This is a genomic window from Afipia sp. GAS231 (genome assembly GCF_900103365.1).
In the GTDB taxonomy this organism is placed as follows: Bacteria; Pseudomonadota; Alphaproteobacteria; order Rhizobiales; family Xanthobacteraceae; genus Bradyrhizobium.
In genome coordinates this window covers 4,424,838-4,440,071 of record NZ_LT629703.1, presented here as the reverse complement: position 1 = coordinate 4,440,071, position 15,234 = coordinate 4,424,838, and the positions used below count along the sequence as shown (strand labels likewise).

The 15,234-nt window shown below is 59.8% G+C and carries 15 protein-coding genes; 7 read left to right on the top strand and 8 right to left on the bottom strand.

All coding sequences use genetic code 11. From position 1 onward, the window contains the following. Window positions 1-109 precede the first annotated feature (109 nt). The 5 genes from BLS26_RS20885 to BLS26_RS20860 all read left to right on the top strand — a co-directional run bounded on the left by BLS26_RS20885 (window position 110) and on the right by BLS26_RS20860 (window position 4,258). Entirely contained in the window at window positions 110-451 is a 342-nt protein-coding gene (locus BLS26_RS20885) for a hypothetical protein (protein ID WP_092514245.1), read from the top strand. A 24-nt stretch (window positions 452-475) separates the two neighbouring features. Continuing rightward, window positions 476-802 (top strand): hypothetical protein, encoded by a 327-nt coding sequence (locus BLS26_RS35855; RefSeq protein WP_157676514.1) that lies wholly within the window; start codon window positions 476-478, stop codon window positions 800-802. Beyond that, entirely contained in the window at window positions 799-2,049 is a 1,251-nt protein-coding gene (locus tag BLS26_RS20875; protein WP_092514241.1) for a tyrosine-type recombinase/integrase, read from the top strand. The genes BLS26_RS35855 and BLS26_RS20875 overlap by 4 nt, the downstream gene beginning before the upstream one ends. Before the next feature lie 414 nt (window positions 2,050-2,463). After that, window positions 2,464-3,144: a hypothetical protein gene (locus BLS26_RS20865; protein ID WP_092514237.1), complete on the top strand. Its 681-nt coding sequence runs from the start codon at window positions 2,464-2,466 to the stop codon at window positions 3,142-3,144. A gap of 70 nt (window positions 3,145-3,214) precedes the next feature. After that, a complete protein-coding gene (locus BLS26_RS20860) occupies window positions 3,215-4,258 on the top strand; it encodes a hypothetical protein (protein WP_157676512.1) in 1,044 nt (347 codons plus the stop codon). A 409-nt stretch (window positions 4,259-4,667) separates the two neighbouring features. Here BLS26_RS20860 and BLS26_RS35850 read toward each other — a convergent pair whose 3' ends face one another. Next, window positions 4,668-4,838, bottom strand: coding sequence for a hypothetical protein (locus BLS26_RS35850; RefSeq protein WP_210186243.1), 171 nt, complete (start codon window positions 4,836-4,838; stop codon window positions 4,668-4,670). 278 nt (window positions 4,839-5,116) lie between these two features. Here BLS26_RS35850 and BLS26_RS20855 point away from each other — a divergent pair, with 278 nt between their 5' ends. Next, window positions 5,117-5,473, top strand: a complete 357-nt coding sequence (locus BLS26_RS20855; RefSeq protein WP_157676510.1) for a helix-turn-helix domain-containing protein — start codon at window positions 5,117-5,119, stop codon at window positions 5,471-5,473. Beyond that, a complete protein-coding gene (locus tag BLS26_RS20850) occupies window positions 5,460-6,803 on the top strand; it encodes a type II toxin-antitoxin system HipA family toxin (RefSeq protein WP_092514231.1) in 1,344 nt (447 codons plus the stop codon). The genes BLS26_RS20855 and BLS26_RS20850 overlap by 14 nt, the downstream gene beginning before the upstream one ends. A gap of 89 nt (window positions 6,804-6,892) precedes the next feature. Here BLS26_RS20850 and BLS26_RS20845 read toward each other — a convergent pair whose 3' ends face one another. From BLS26_RS20845 to BLS26_RS20805, 7 genes are all read right to left on the bottom strand, one after another. Then, on the bottom strand, window positions 6,893-7,195 hold the full coding sequence (locus BLS26_RS20845; RefSeq protein WP_092514229.1) for a hypothetical protein: 303 nt from the start codon (window positions 7,193-7,195) through the stop codon (window positions 6,893-6,895). Between the two features lie 1,200 nt (window positions 7,196-8,395). Beyond that, window positions 8,396-8,584: a hypothetical protein gene (locus BLS26_RS20835; RefSeq protein WP_092514225.1), complete on the bottom strand. Its 189-nt coding sequence runs from the start codon at window positions 8,582-8,584 to the stop codon at window positions 8,396-8,398. 537 nt (window positions 8,585-9,121) lie between these two features. Continuing rightward, the gene (locus BLS26_RS20825) at window positions 9,122-10,009 is read right to left on the bottom strand and encodes a DUF4238 domain-containing protein (RefSeq protein WP_092514221.1); all 888 of its coding nucleotides are present in this window, start codon (window positions 10,007-10,009) and stop codon (window positions 9,122-9,124) included. Next, a complete protein-coding gene (locus tag BLS26_RS36500) occupies window positions 10,009-10,845 on the bottom strand; it encodes a hypothetical protein (protein ID WP_197681262.1) in 837 nt (278 codons plus the stop codon). Before BLS26_RS36500 ends, BLS26_RS20825 begins: the two co-directional genes overlap by 1 nt. A 364-nt stretch (window positions 10,846-11,209) precedes the next feature. Next, on the bottom strand, window positions 11,210-11,749 hold the full coding sequence (locus BLS26_RS20815; protein ID WP_092514219.1) for a hypothetical protein: 540 nt from the start codon (window positions 11,747-11,749) through the stop codon (window positions 11,210-11,212). Window positions 11,750-12,060: 311 nt separating this feature from the next. Continuing rightward, the gene (locus BLS26_RS20810) at window positions 12,061-13,746 is read right to left on the bottom strand and encodes a hypothetical protein (protein ID WP_092514217.1); all 1,686 of its coding nucleotides are present in this window, start codon (window positions 13,744-13,746) and stop codon (window positions 12,061-12,063) included. 88 nt (window positions 13,747-13,834) lie between these two features. Beyond that, on the bottom strand, window positions 13,835-15,127 hold the full coding sequence (locus BLS26_RS20805) for a hypothetical protein (protein WP_157676509.1): 1,293 nt from the start codon (window positions 15,125-15,127) through the stop codon (window positions 13,835-13,837). Window positions 15,128-15,234: the final 107 nt, after the last annotated feature.

Below are 15,234 nucleotides of genomic sequence, written 5' to 3'. Positions count from 1 at the left end.
GCAATGCAACCTAATTCAGGCCACGTCGACCATTCGTCCGTTGAACTCCGCGAAGCAAAAACGTCCATAGCAGAATTCGAACCCGCGACCGAAAGAAGAGGCAACTGTCTTGCGTGCAATAATCATCGACCCATTCCTCTGCGAAGTCAGGGAAGCCGACATCGAGAACACGCTTGAGGAATTCCAACGCATCGTAGGCGGCGGATATATCGAGTTCGGCGTCTGGATCAACCGCGGCACCGACGTGCTCTACGTCAACGATTTCGCATTTTGGGAAGAGCGTTTCATGATCGGTCCCCGCCACGTTTTCTCCGGGTGCGGGCTGATAACCGGCCGCGACCCGCCTGGCAATAGCAAGGATATGGCGCGCCCTGCCCGCGTGCCGCTGGCCGAAATCCAAGGCGTCGTGCGTTTCGCGCCCAAGCGCGCGGCAAGCCCGGCGCCGCGCTAATCAAAACTCGTTGGTTGAAATTTCATGCGTGCAATCGTCATCGATCCGTTCAATCGGGAAATTCGTGTGGAGGATGTCAATCCGCAGATGTTCGTGGTCGGCCCCGCCGCCGGCGGCGGCTTTGAATCCGGCTTTCTCATCTCCAGGAGCGGTATTTTGTTCGTTCACAGCTCCCAAGCGGGACAACCTGCTTTCGAATTGCGCGAACAAAATATCTTCTTCGGCTGCGGATTGATCGCGGGCATCGACAGGCAGGGGTTCCCCCGGTCTACCGGTCTCTCGGTAGATCACGTAGCCGGGATCGTTCGGTTTCTTGAACATTTTGAAGACGGCCTCCGGTACGCGTCATGAAGGCCGCACGAAAGACCACGGTGACCATCCAGCCCTGGGATTGCGACGGGCTGGAGATCTACGTCCGCGGAAAAACATTTCATGTCATCGGAACGCTGCGCGTCGGAAAGCGGTCGCAACGCGTGCGCGAAACGCTCGGAGTGCCTGCGACCAAGGACAAGCGGCAGGAAGCGGAACGCGAGGCCCGACGGATCGCGGCAGGAGTTCGTGGGCGCCTTGGAGGCGGCGCCGTCCGGAAGAGCGTCGCGACCCTGGTGTCCGAACGATTCCAGTCCCGCATCGGACCTACGGACCGTCGGGTTCTGACTGAACTCACGGCGGAATTCACCGCCCGGATACTTTACGACATCCCGCCAACGGAGATCGTCGCCTTTGTCGACAAGCGTCACCTCATGAACAAGGCCGAGACCCGCGAAAGGTACATTTCGTCATTGTGCGCGTTCCTGAACCGTCAGATCGCTGCCGGCCAATACCCGGCGATGCCGGAGTTCGTCCGCGACCAGGAAGCGCGGAATCCTGCGGAGCGGTCAACGCGGGACGTTTCGCAGTTCCGCCTCGCCCTACTGGAAGACGTTATCGATGCTGCGCACCCCACGATCGCCATTCAGCTCCAGGTGGAATATTGCGGTGGAACGAGAGTGTCGAGTGTCCTCCATGGTGCGGCCCTGAAGGATCTCGACATGCAGAAAATGGTCCTGACGTTTCGTAAGACGAAGAACAAGAAAGACGTCCCGGTGGCCCTCCCGGAAACGATGAGAGAGCCGATGACGCAATACCTGAAATGGCGGAAGGAACAGGTCCGCGCCGGACGGGTCGGACCAGGCTCCAATGAACGTTTATTCCTCAGCTATCGAGGACGCCCCTACAAAGAAAACGGATCCAAATGGGGGACGCAAAACAAGACCGGATTCAACGCAGCGAAGCGGCGCGCGATCAAAACGGTCGGCGAACGCTACGACAACGCGATCGCGGAAATGAAGGCGGCGAACGACCGGAACGAAGTCGACCGCTTAATGCGTCTAAAAGAAGACGATCTGAATATTCTGAGGCGACTCACACAGCATTGGCTCAGGCATAAGTTCGCGACCGAAGCCGGCCGATCGGATCTGCGAGCAGCCATGCTGCAGGGCGGCTGGCGCGACGTTCGGTCGATCATGGGCTATCTGATCGCCGACGCGGAATATCAACGTAGCATCGTCGAAAACCGTGGGTCTCCGCGTTCAAAAGAACTGCAGCAGAGCGCATGAGGTCGATGTCAAGTCTTCGACGCCGTCCGAAGTTTATCAGATTGCCCACCACGTCGCTGCGGCTATACAGGAGTAACAGGATATGAATCGACAAGTAGCCGAAGTATGCCAAGCCGTTCTCGATAATCCGTCGATGGTGCCCCCGCGGGCCGCCGAAGCGGCGGCGCGTCTTATGAACTCGTTCGGAGACCGCGACTTCGGACGCATTCGCCACCGCGACTTCGACCGTTATCTTGAAGTCGCGACGGCCGGTCCGCGATCACAGTCATGGACGTTCGGCAGCCCATCCGAAGTCGCCTGCTACGACATCTACATCTTGGGGACGTTCGCACTGTGGAAGGGACAACCCGCCTTCTTCGCACAGGTCGAAGACTGGCTGCGCCCTCACATGCATAAGATCGCATCGAGGCCGTCATGAGCACGATATGGGAATGTGCCGTGCGCGGCGAAGAATATGGTTCCGCCCGATTCGCCCGCAAAGTCGGGGAAATACTGCAGCGGAATTCGAAGGATGTCTCACTGCACCTTGCTGCCCTGCTTCGAGCCGGGAGGATACCCATTGAAACGACCGCAGCCCAGGCCGAATGGGCGGCCTCGCAGGAGGCCGCACGTATCCTGGCGGCCATCGGCAGCCGGCAGGTCAACCCGGCATCGGTTGTCCGAGTATCGGATCGCATTCTCGCGATGGCGCACCAGTGCTACATGACTAATGGGCGCGCGCGTCGTGACGTTTCGTCGGTCGGGCCCCCGACCACGTTCGAAGCAGGCTTGTCCACGGTCGTGTCGGCGGTATGGGCCTCAAACAAGCGCGTGACGGGCTTATCGATACCTCCCAATGTCACGATGACCTGGAACGAGGGAGGATCGGTTCTTTACGGTACCATCGATGACCCGAAGTGCGGCGTGACCGCACTGTATTCGACCGAAAGAATACCCGCGCCGCTCGGAGCATCCACCGAAGCTTGGGATTTCGTTCGAACCGACTCCGTTGGCGGCTCGGGATTCTCTTCGCTAGAACTTCTTGGCTTTGCCGAACTTGTTCTCGACGCCGTCGAGGCGACGAATATTCTCGGATATGGATCGAACAACGGGTGATGGATTCCATCAGGTGCCGTCAAGGGCTCAGATCATGGACGTGCGACCCTGCAACGATAAGGACTGAACAATGACCGAGATACTCGCGGACGTGAACGTGCCATACGACGTGGTGTATATCCCGCGTCGCGGCCGTACGCAGCGTCGCACCCGGCTTTGGACAAAGCGCGATGTATCCATAGCTACCCCCTCCCCCACGGAGGCGCTTCCGGCATTTCGAGTCACGTCGGTTAAACCGTCGCATGAACCGGAGATACCCTACGATATCCGCTCGTTCGACAAAGCATTTTGGTGGCCCGTACTCGATCGTGCCCGTAATTTAATGCGGAGCAATGCCTTCCTGAGCGGATTGGCTTCCGGCAAATACGAATCGCTTCAAATCCTCAATCCCGCGCTGCTCTGGTTCAGTGGCTATCAACCGACCTACGAACAATACTTTGGCGACCGGGTCGGCGATAGGATCGAGGAGAACTCGAGCGAGAAGAGCTACGCCGAGATCCAGCGCGGGGCGGCTCGGATCATGCTTTGCGATGACGTCGTACATTTTGCCGGCGGGGCCCCGGTGTTTTTCGGCTGCTGGTCCGGCCATTCTTGCGAGCAGTCCATGTCCCTACAGGTGGGCAATTTGGCGCGGGGGCCGCAGCCCTTGCTGTTGGGACCGAGTCCCAAAATGAAGGGCGACGCCCGATGGGAGGGCCATGTCTTCGACCTCCCTCATCTCGATCAAGAAATCGCACTGCTGGAATCGCGCGGGCTCAAAGTCGATCAGGTGCATAAGATCGAAAACTTCGGCGATATTCCGTCAGAGGACACGGCCTTACATCTCTGCGCGGACGAGGCGGTGAGCCGATTATTCACGACCTCGACCACGATTCGAGCGGCATATCGGCACCTGATTGCCGACCGGGCGCGTCATGACGGGTCAAAATTGGTTCCGCTCGACATTTGTCGAACGATCTTAAGCGATGCTGTCCGGCGCCAATGGCCCAGGGAGCCGGGATGGGGACAAACCGCTGTGGCTCTCACGGATGCGACGAACGTCTTGAAGCGCCTGGAGCTGAAGGACGAGCTTGGCTTGGCCCCGGAGGACGAAGAGGCGATTGCGTCGCTGTAGACCGATCCGGTACCTGGGATGAGAGCGGATTGATCCTCTGCAGAACGATCGATAACACGAAGCGCGGCGTCCGGGCACTCTATTCGACCGCAAAGATATCGGCTGTTGCCGCCTGGAGCATGCAGGGCATTTTGGACTGTTTTTCTTCTTGTGAACCGCTCCTTTCCCCGAACGGACGTCTCGGGCAGTGACATTGCGTCATGCGGAGCAACCCATCTCGGCAGGTCGGCGTGGATCATCATCCTTCATCTCTTCATCGAGAAGTTAGCATCTTCTTCCGAACGTCGACCGGTGATGAACGTATCCTGGCCGGATGTAGGCAAGGCAGCGCCAGTACGACCCTGTCATATTTCCATGCAAGGCCGAAGGCCTTCGTAATCCAGTCGAGCAGCGGTGGTCATAGAGTTTTTCATTGGTGTTTGGTGGCGGGGGTCATGACGGTGTCGGCGTCGAGGCTCCTGCCACCGCGCTGTTGATCATCGCCACCGACATGTCGATCATGGTGATCACCATCATGATGGCGATGATCGGCACCGATGAGCGGCGGTACGATGGTGATGGCCGCGCGGGTCATGATCATCACCGGCGCCGGCACCCGCGGTGGTTTCGATTCCTGATGGTCCGTCAGGGGACCCAGATTCCGGCAAGAGGACGGTGATCATTGTGCCGCAACCGTCTTCTCGTCGTCATACTTGCCGTGCCTGACGGCAGCAAGGGCCGGACGGAATACTGGCTAATGGCACTTTTTATCGAATAAAGTAACTTATGGCAATTTTTACCTTATAAATTAAAGCACTTGACCTCATCAATTTATTCTGTATGTTAAATTTCGTTGAAACTTACCTTATAAGTGAAACAATGGAACAGAAGCCAACCAGAGAGCGCTTGGGTGCTCAACTGACGTCGGCCCGCCGGAGCAAGGGGTGGACGCTGAACGATCTCGGTCATCGCACTGCAAACGCAGCCAGCCGCCTGAGCAGCATCGAACACGGCAAACTCAACGCGACTATTGATGCCCTTGCCCAGGCCGGCGAGGCCGCCGGATTGACCCTGACCTTCGTTCCCGCCGAAAAGCTGGAAGAAGTGATGGCACTGATCGAGAAGCCGCAACCCGAAACCGCCTATCCCGAGCACGTCCAGAGCGCGCACGAAGAGGTCTTCATTCCGGACCCCCCCGAAGAGGAGGAGACGATGAGCCAATATGGACGTTCTTAACCGACCGGGCATCCTCGGCATCTTCCTGCGTCCCTCCGCGGACCGCGAGGTCCGGGTGGGAACGCTGGTGCGCGACGCGACCGGTACCGTCACATTCGAGGTCGACGAACAATACATTCGGTTGGGTCGCGCGCGACCAATCATCAGCCTGGCGTGGCATGGCGCCACCGAAGAAGACTCGCTCAAACGCCTCAGAACGAGAAACGACAAAATCGCGCACGGCCGTCACCTGCCGCCGTACTTCGACAACCTGCTTCCGGAAGGCGCGCTTCTGGATCTCGTCGAGCGGGAATTCGGAACGGGCACATTCGACAATTACGACGTTCTTTTCCGGCTCGGCGGTGACCTTCCTGGCGCCGTCGTCGCCCTCCGTGAAGCCGGCGAGCCGCCCCCCAAGCGAACGGCGGGCGAGGCCGCCCGCGAACCTGCAGCCAGCAAGTCTATCAGCTTCTCGCTCGCCGGCGTCCAATTGAAATTCTCCATGCGTGGAGACAATCACCGGCTGACCGCGCCCGGCGCGGACGAAAGCGGCGATGTGATCCTCAAGCTTCCAAGTGAAAAATACCCCAGCCTCGTCGAGAATGAATTCACCTCCCTGCAACTCGCGAGACTCGCCGGCGCGAACGTCGCCGAGTCTCGACTTGTCGACGTCGGTTCGATTGAAGGCGTTCCGGAAGGATTCCTGAAACTGGGCAAGCACGCCCTGTCTGTGAGTCGCTTCGATCGCGCACCGGGAAACATCCGCATCCATACCGAAGACTTCGCGCAGATCGCAGGCGCCATCGACATCGACAAGTATTTCAGGTGGAACCAGGAAACGCTTATGAACTCGGTCAAGCGATTCTCCGCCGACCCCATTGGCGACCTGCTCGAGGCGCTGCGGCGGCTGGTCATCGACATGATGCTCGGCAACTGCGACGGACACCTGAAGAACTGGTCGTTCGCTTATCCCGACGGACGACATGCGCGGCTATCGCCTGCCTACGACATCGTGTCCACTCTGACCTATCTTCCCGACACCATGGCGTTGAGGTTCTCCGGCACCAAGGATCCGAAGATCGTCGATACCGGCCGCATCCGCCGCATCGCTCCTTTTCTTGGCGTCGATGCCAAGCTCCTCGCCCGAGAAATGCGCGAGACCGCGACGCGCGCCCTGGACACCTGGCCGGATGCCATCAAGGATCTTCCTGCGCCCGACAACATCAAGAACGCCATCTTGTCCCGCTTTGGCAAAATGGCCCTCGTCGGCGAGGTCAGGCCGACGATGATCCAGGGCCACACACCGGACTCAGAGCCGGCGGAGAAGCCGACGTCGTCGTTCAACTCATAGATGCCGCGTCGAAAGTGAAATCGCGTACCCCCATGATAAGATGATGATCGTGGTGCGCGGCGCGTCCAAGGAGGACGTTGCGTCCGCAGCTAACGAGCAACCGCGATTCCAGGAATATGAACCGAAGCACCACCGGCGTCGTGAAATTCAGCAAGCACGCTGCCGATAGCGATCTCGGGCAGGTGCTTGTATGCCTCATGACGGCCTGCAACGACTTCTCGATTGCGAACGAGATGATAGGCCAATGACCGAAAGCCGACCGAGTATTCAGCCATTTCCGACACGATGCGAAACACCGTCAACAGCATGAACTGGATCGCGATGTCCGCACCGATCTGATCTACATGATGTTCGGTCTTCAGCGGATTGTCCTTTTCATATTCTGCCGGCATATGGTCTCACTCCTTAACTGCCAAAGATCGCGCTGGTCATCGCGGCCAATCCGGCCGTCATCCGTCCTCCTCATGACGTCCTGTTCGAACTTGGCAACCATCGTCCAGCAGGCGCTGGCCGACCTCCCGTCAGGTCGCATGAGGGCCGTAGAGCTTCACGGCATCGAGCCTTTGGATTTAGACGGCGCGCCCGCAGCGTGAGCAATCGACCCGCAACGGTTGCGGGGGATCTCCGACAGCCGCATCTGCTGGATCGGAAACCAGGGCTTTCCGGCGGCTCCGGGGTCACGGAGAACGGCATCCCAGTATTCCGCCGGCATCCTGAAATATTCCGCCAAAACTCCATCTTTCTTTCAAGAAAAAGTGTTGCGTCGATCGGTTGAGATCTCATTCCAGACGCTTAAATCAATCGGTGCCGATAGACGGAAACTGAATTTGGAGAATCTCATGAAAGTACTTGTTCTTGTCGCTGCTTTAGGCGCATTGGCGATGAGCTCAGCGGCCTCCTTGGCTTCGCCGATGTTGCAGGGTAACTCCGGACCGCGAGTCGTTAAGCATGCGGTGTTCGGCTCAACCGATGTTTATACGCCTCCTCAAAACGAGAATTTTGAGGGGAGCCCTAGTTACGAGGGATCGAGCTACTGGCGGTTTGGTTATCCCTGTCGCCAAGGATGCAGATAACTTCCAACGCCAGTGCGTATTTCATGGAACGCCGGCTTTTTATCCTACGGGAAGCCGAGTTTCATTGATCTGCTCGATCAGGCTTGCGGCCAACGCAGCGTCCGCTCGTTTGAATGCTAATCGGCAAGCTATACTTAAAGTGTAGAGGCTGGCTTTTGCGCTGCGATGATCTCGGGCGTTCCGGCACTCTCGCCCTCCCCCTTTTGCGCATTCTCTGACCGGCATTGAGCGGTCCGATTCCCGGCAAGCAAAGGCCAAATGGCAGTATCGAAAGACAGTATCGAGCCGTGCATCGAGAAAAGCTGAGGTTTGATGAAACCCGGCATCTACGGGGACTTTAATTTCCGCCATTTAATCAACTCAACTAAATGCCCTTCTATCACGAAAATTACCCGCTGCACTCGGGGGAGGATGCGGCAGGCACAGGGTTGAAGTCTCGGGAAGAAAACTTCGCAATTCCAATGCGATTCCTGTGTCCGATATCCGCCAAGGGGTGACTTTTCCGCGTTCAAGATTGGCCTACGGCTTTTCTTCCCGACCTATTTCGCGCGCCGGCGCGGCCATCAAGAGCAGGAACAGGGCGCGTTCAGCTTGGTATCTAGCCTTCGCGCGTTTGGATGCCCCGCCCTGCATAACGGTCTTGCCAGACGAACCAATGACTCGCCATTCCCACCCCCGCCCCCGTTTCGAAAGCGCAATGTCGAACATCAAACTTCCCCGGAAATAAACTCCGTCCGGCAGCCGATGGCAAGATTTTACCTTGAAAGACTCTAGGTAGGCTTACATATTTCTGCTCCGATGACACCGGTGTGCCCAGTCTGCGCTAAAACGATGCAACAGAATGGCCGTGCATTTCAGTGCGAGCCATGCAGGCAGATTATCATCGTTTTCAAGGTATCTGATGCCTCGCCATTTCTTGAAATGAAGTGGCAATCTGCCCAACAAACGGCTCAGTCGAAGTCAGCGCACAGGCCGTCGGCACGCTGGACCTGAAACACCAGATTAGCGACCGTCAGTGGTGCCTCGCTGGACGACGCACGCCTGAAAACTTCTGATGAAAAAGACCGGTCGCAAATTCAACCGAGCAGAGATGTCCGGCCTGCAATGCACCGGGTTTATCCTCACACTTCGGCGGCACAGTATCGACCTCAACGGGAACGTGTCGCCGAGCGTGGTTTGTCCCGCACCAGGCTGCAACTTTCACGAATTCATCCGACTCGACGATTGGACCTTCGGAGAGGTCGATTAGGGCAGTCCGATGCTTGGGAAGAGCGGCGTCGGCTCCTTGCGCTGCGACATATGCTTCGAAATGAAGGCGCTCTGCGATTGATCATGGGCCCAGACGAAACGGCGAGCGCGACCGACCAAAAACCGGTTGGAGTTGTGGACGATGTCGCGGGGCGGCAGTTTGCGCAACTGCTGCAGGCGGTCGGGCGTGTTGACGGCCACGAAAAGCTTGGTCGGGCCGATCGGCAAATACGCCACCCCGTCGGCATTGTTGAGATTGGCGAACACGGCAGCACGGTCCGATAGGAGGAAGCGGTACGGCGACTGACCGACGTCGATCACGCCCCAAGTCATGTTATTGAGGTGTTTGCCCAGCATCTCGTTGTCGAACACCTTCACGATCATGTTGACGCTGACCTTGATCGCGGTCAACGGATCGCGCACCGCAAGATATTCGTCGAAAGTCGGCGGGTCCTCGGGCTTTCTGATCGCCTCATACTGGGTTTGATAGGCATCGCCGCCTCCATCCCACACGGATTTGGCAGCAGCACGCAATTCCGGCATCGCGTCGGGATGACGCAAATGCAGTGCGATGACGAAGCGCGACCAGGCGCTGATCAATTCGGTAGTCCACGGCACCGGCGCCGCCGACAAGTGGTTTCGCAGCGCGTCCGCCGCAACGCGATCCGCATAGTTGAAGAAAACGGCCTCGAGGAAATGCGCGGCATCGGGCGGCAGTTCCGGAAACGAATACAAGTGCTGCTCGTACCCCGTCGCCCGCGGCCCGACGGGTTTCGCGATCACCTTGTCATGCTTGATCGTGTACTCGACCAGTTTGCCGCTGCCGTCAGTCCATTGCGCCAAGAAAAACGCCGGGATGAAATGATGGTCGATCGGAGCGTTCATCACGGCGGGTCACGCGGCACAAGGTCGGCGCCGAGCCGGCGCAGCTCGGTTCGCAGGAAATCCTCGTCGCAACGAGGGCCGGCGATGATCTCCCGGATCGTGTTATCGGCGAAAGCGGCCCTGAAATCGAAGTCGAGGTGCAAGTGCTGCGGAAAGGCGATCTCGGTACGATCGTCCAGGACGAATTTGCCGATCCCGAGCGCGGACAGCGAGATGCGCAGTTCGCGTTCTTCGGCGAACGGTCCTCTATCCTTCAGGTAGGTGTACATGATCGGGTTGGGCAACCGGGACTCGTTGGCGCGATGGCTCGCCCAATCGACGTAGTCGACGATGCCATAGTTCAGGTCGAAGATCTGGCAGCACCGGACGCCGTTGAATTCCAATGCGGCTCCGCCCGATAGCAGCTTGCGGTTCAGGGTGGCCCGGAGCTTGTCGAAGTCGAACACCAGGCCGACGTTGCCCCTGGCAGTGCCGCCACCGTAGGTCCACACGTGATCGGTGTCTTCGAGCGCGGCGCAGAAGGCGTACGTCCGCGATCGCGACCGGTCGTAGTAGTGGGCAGCCGAGAACCCGGGCGCCTTTGCGAAGCCCGCGGCCGCGTTGCCCGCGCGGTCGCCCGGCAATTGTTCGCCGTCGTGACAGTCGGCGTCGGGGAAGTCTTTGTAGGAATCGACGCGGTTGAAATGCAGATAGCCGCCTTCGATCGAGCGGACGCAGTTCTCCACGCTCATGACCTTGTACAGCACCTGACCGGAGGCAGGCTGCCGGAGCAGCCCGGCATGAGGTTCGATCCAACCCAGCGGAGCCAGGGCGGTAGAAGTCGGAGCGGTAGGCATGGCCGCGATGTGGGGATGGTGCCTCGGAAATCAAGCGACGGCGGTTCAGTTCGGGCTTCCGCTGGCGGCTCAATGATAGCAATTTGAGCCAGCCGCGGGTCCCACCAGGGTCTACACGGTGGTTCTCCACCACCTGCATCCGGTGGCTCTGGAAAAGCCTTTTTTTATAGGATTTTTCGCATCACGGCAAAGTCTGGCGGAGAGGGAGGGATTCCCGACCGGCGACCGCGGAAACTCCAAAAACACCGTAAAATAGGGCATTCCCGAAAACGCCGGCGAAGGTTTGCGACCACCGCCGTGTACCACCGGATCGGCCTTTCCGGCCGTCAACCTCAGCCGATTTCGAGGCGGCTCAAGACACCGGTCACGGCGCGCACGGAAGCTCTCTGTCCTTGTGTTTGCCCATCCAGACGTCTTGCTCGTTCGACGGCTTCGCCAGTTTCTTCGCGGCAAAAGCCGCCTCCGGAAGCAGGCGAAGCCCGCTGAGCACAGCCAACCGGTGAGTGCCGTCGATCGGGCTCAGGCCTTCCGGCCGGCGCATGACGACCGGCGAGACTGGGAACGAGCCGTCGTTGAGGACGTAGCGGAACAGGTTGTCCCAGCGTCGTTTCGTGGTCGGGTCGGGCTTGCCGCCCTCCATCTCCTTGCGGATGTCCATTACGTCCGCCTTCGCCTTCGGCGTGAGGCCGTCGATGCCGCAGTCCGTCTTCTCCAGCGTCCAGGTGACGTCCCGCCACCATGAGATGGGCCGCTGTCCGAGCAGCCTTCCCCAGCGGTGGTTGCCGTACGGCTCGGGCGGAGGCCATCCCATGCCGGGATCGTTGGCGAATTCGATCAACCAGGGTTCGATCACGCCGGCAGGCCAGTCCGGGAGATCCTTCTGGATGTCCGCGACGGTAATCATCGAAATGTCCTCCGATCGGTGATGGTCACGGCGTCGCTCCGGGCGGACTTCGACGAGCGCGGACCGCCTGCTCGATGCTTTGGACGAGATCCCTTATCGAGAGTCCGCCGTGTGCTGCACGAACGCCTTGGTGAAGACTTTCAGTTCCTGTCCGTCCGTGTCGGATCCGTTCCGATGCGCGCAATCGTGCCGCAGGAGATGCTGCTGCACTTGGTCGTTCGGAGCTGTTATTCTTGCGCGCCGATGTTGATCGTGGTGCCAATCTTGAGCACGCGATGAGCCAACGAGCCGGCGATGTAGGCATAGATACTCTATCGGTGGCTTCCCGAGGTTGGTTTGCGGGGTTTGGTCGCCTTGCCGGGCGCACCAAACCTGACCGCCCGTCCGACTGCCCGTCCAGGAGGGTTCGCCTCTTCGACGGGTAGCGAGAAGACGAACATGGTGTCCGATCCGGATACGGTTTCCTGGAAGGCTCCGCCGTTCGTCTCGACGATCGCGCGACAGTAACCCAGTCCGGAAGTGGTTACAGCCTGGAAAGGATCCAGATGCGGATTAACATCGGGGGTTTTCACGCGCACCGTCGTGACGAGGTTGGATCCCTTCAGCGCGCCGTGGAAATCGTACGCGCCGTGACGCGTGCCCAGGATCACCACGTGACTAAGGACCGCGCGCATCGTGTCCACGACGCCGCGCACTTTCGGCACGCTTCCGAACGATGCGGTCGCTTGGGTGCTCGGGTAGAGGTCCTTGGCCGTGCTCATGGCTTCCGCGACGATCTGGCGCGGATCGAGCCAACCCGACACGGGCTTGCCGTGATGCGTGACGAAGTGGACAGGAACCATGAGGTCGCGAACCGCCACCTGCATCGCGCCGAGATCCTTCTCGACGGCCAGCAATGCGGGCGGGACCACGTGCTCCGCGGACGCCACCCAAGCGTGCCGCACGTCGCGCACGCGTTCGTTCGACCGGGCGGCGACGGTCATGATCTCATTCCGGATGTGCGAGTTCGCGGACTGATACGCGACCAGGCAGTTCTCCGTATCCGCGAATTCGCGCCGGGCCCGCGCTTCCGCCTCCTGCGCGATCTTCAGCGCAGCCTCGACGTCGCTCATGGCTTTCATGGTGACCGAAACGTCGGATCCCAAGAGACACAAACGGCCGTCCGGCATTACCGTTTCGACGAACTGAATCCACATGACGTCGTCTATCTGCAATCGCCACGTGTCGGTGGACGCCATCCGATGCTCAAGGGCCGCCTTCGCCAGCGAAATCTTCCAATCGTCGAATGCCTGAAGCGCATGCGGCTCCTGTGCGCGCGTCAATCTGTAGAACGCCGCGTTCGCGCCGACCGGCCGTCCGTCGGCCTCCCATACCGCGATGGGGAACGGAGCTTCGTGCCACCATTCCCGCTCGGTGCCAGGGTCTTTGATATCGATGTTGAGCTTCTTGGCGACCTGGCGTCCGCGGTCGGTCAACGTGAAGCTGGCTTCCTTTCCGGAGGACGTTCGCTCGATCAGCCCCGTCCCCTGAAGCGCGCCAGTCACGCGCGACAGGTTTGACTCCCGAAGGCCCAGGATGCTCATCAGCGCGATATTGGTGATCGACTTACCTGCGCCCGCCAGCGCCGTCAGAAGCGCTTTCGTGTGTTTGCGGTTCAGAACCTCTTCGAGCGGCTGCAACTCGGCGAACCTGGCCGACTGGGAGATCAGATCGGCGAAAGCCAACATCTTCGCGGCCACGCCGCCACCCGTCTTGCCGCCTGTCAGGGCGGCGGCATGCCGGATCACGTCGAACCAGTTCGGCAGTTCGTCCCCGAACGACCGGGACGTGAGCGTGCGCCACGTGACGTCGCGCAGCGCGTCATAGACACGCTCGACGAGCGAAGGTTCTGCTGCCAGCGCAGTGCGGATCGCCATGGCGGCTTCCGCCGGCGTCGCATCGCCCCGCCCGATGCGATCGAGCGTGGTTTCGAATGTTTTGCGATCTGTGCAGGACATGACGCTTGCGTGGAGGTCCAGAGGGAACTCGTTTGAGTACGCTTTACATTGGGCCGAGTTAACGTCAAGTCAACGGTTGTAAAACGTCTCAGCCCAGAAATAGGCTCCATGCCACCGCGACACGAAGTCCATCGACCGTCCAAGCGGCCGTCAGGCCGTCCGGATTAAGGACGTAGCCGGCGGCATGCTGCAGGGGCGGATACGCCTGCTGCACCACGAAACTGCGCGTATTTCGCTCGTTGTGCAGGTCCTTTGCCGTACGGATGTGGCCGTCCATGGTAGCATCGTTGCCGCAGGACGGTACTATCACGAAATCGACGTCAAGCCAGCCGTATGGGGTATGATAGCACCTATTGCAGAAATCGAGACAGATGCCGAAGCCGAAGAGCGCCTCCTCCAAAACCAGAATGGTCAGTTCGGTTCCGTGATGGATGTCCTCGACCCGTCCGTCCTGGTCTTTGAAAGCCATCCGCTTCTTGTGACGCGCCACCTCGTCGCCGTGGCCGTCATAGATCGTCGCGATGTTGTAGCGCTTGCCGCCGTCCATCTCGTGCCATGAGCCGGCGACGACGATGCCCGGCGCTCCAGACAAGTCACCGTCGGCAAGCCAAGGCTTCGATGCAAGATGCGACTGGATGCGGTCGCGCGCGTTGGGGTCGATCATCAATTCGGGAAAGACGGTGGCGAGACACGCGTCGTCGTGCGCGGACTTGCACGCGGCGGCGATGATCGCGTCGCCGCCCGGAATCTTGACGCCCTCGATGAAGAACTTCGTCGCGGTCTCCCGGCTGTCGAAGGTTGAATCCGGAAAGAGCACCGCTCCGAACGCCGACGGCGTCCGCTTGGCTACCCGGTCGACCTTCTCGATCCGGACCTTCGCGCCGTCGACGATCGCCGGCACGAAACGAAGGCGAAGCAGGCCGCGCTGATCGAAGCTGCGCATGTCTAGGGACGGATCTTTCTTCTCCCGCCAGGCGACGCGCCCCATCGGAATCAGGTGGGCGCTGTGGCCACCGTAGTCGACGCGCCATTGTGTGGGGTCGGTGGGCCTCGATCCGAGATCGTTCTCGGTGTATTCGCGCTCCATGGCGCGGAGGCACCCGCCGAGCCGTCTCACGATCTCGTCGTATGCCTCGGTGCCGTCGAACGAGAGCCCGTAGTCGGGCGCCTGCATGTCGAGCGTGTCGGCGAACGCGAGTATCTCAGATTCCCGATAGTGGGAGTACAGGTGCTTGATGGTGGTCGAGGCCATCGCAAGCCGCGCCCATACTACCAGCATCGCCTCCCGCAGGCCGTCGTCGTCCTCGCTCCGAGGCACAGCCCCGAGTTCGCCAGGAATGCCTAAGGCATCCTTCCTCCATTGTTCGTCGCTGACCGACAAGCACCTACCCCCGGGGGATCGAATCGTGTTCGCTGGGACCGTTCGCTGTCTAGCCGAGACGCACCTGGCACGCTACTCCTACCGAGTATGCCCTCAAGACGAGTGGA

Coding starts and splice junctions, on each gene's coding strand:
- BLS26_RS20815 (WP_092514219.1), bottom strand. CDS start 11,749: ATGATTACCGTCGCGGACATCCAGAAGGATCTCCCGGACTGGCCTGCC.
- BLS26_RS20865 (WP_092514237.1), top strand. CDS start 2,464: ATGAGCACGATATGGGAATGTGCCGTGCGCGGCGAAGAATATGGTTCC.
- BLS26_RS20860 (WP_157676512.1), top strand. CDS start 3,215: ATGACCGAGATACTCGCGGACGTGAACGTGCCATACGACGTGGTGTAT.
- BLS26_RS35855 (WP_157676514.1), top strand. CDS start 476: ATGCGTGCAATCGTCATCGATCCGTTCAATCGGGAAATTCGTGTGGAG.
- BLS26_RS20875 (WP_092514241.1), top strand. CDS start 799: ATGAAGGCCGCACGAAAGACCACGGTGACCATCCAGCCCTGGGATTGC.
- BLS26_RS20810 (WP_092514217.1), bottom strand. CDS start 13,746: ATGTCCTGCACAGATCGCAAAACATTCGAAACCACGCTCGATCGCATC.
- BLS26_RS20850 (WP_092514231.1), top strand. CDS start 5,460: ATGGACGTTCTTAACCGACCGGGCATCCTCGGCATCTTCCTGCGTCCC.
- BLS26_RS35850 (WP_210186243.1), bottom strand. CDS start 4,838: ATGATCATGACCCGCGCGGCCATCACCATCGTACCGCCGCTCATCGGT.
- BLS26_RS20855 (WP_157676510.1), top strand. CDS start 5,117: ATGGAACAGAAGCCAACCAGAGAGCGCTTGGGTGCTCAACTGACGTCG.
- BLS26_RS36500 (WP_197681262.1), bottom strand. CDS start 10,845: ATGCCTACCGCTCCGACTTCTACCGCCCTGGCTCCGCTGGGTTGGATC.
- BLS26_RS20835 (WP_092514225.1), bottom strand. CDS start 8,584: ATGTTCGACATTGCGCTTTCGAAACGGGGGCGGGGGTGGGAATGGCGA.
- BLS26_RS20845 (WP_092514229.1), bottom strand. CDS start 7,195: ATGCCGGCAGAATATGAAAAGGACAATCCGCTGAAGACCGAACATCAT.
- BLS26_RS20825 (WP_092514221.1), bottom strand. CDS start 10,009: ATGAACGCTCCGATCGACCATCATTTCATCCCGGCGTTTTTCTTGGCG.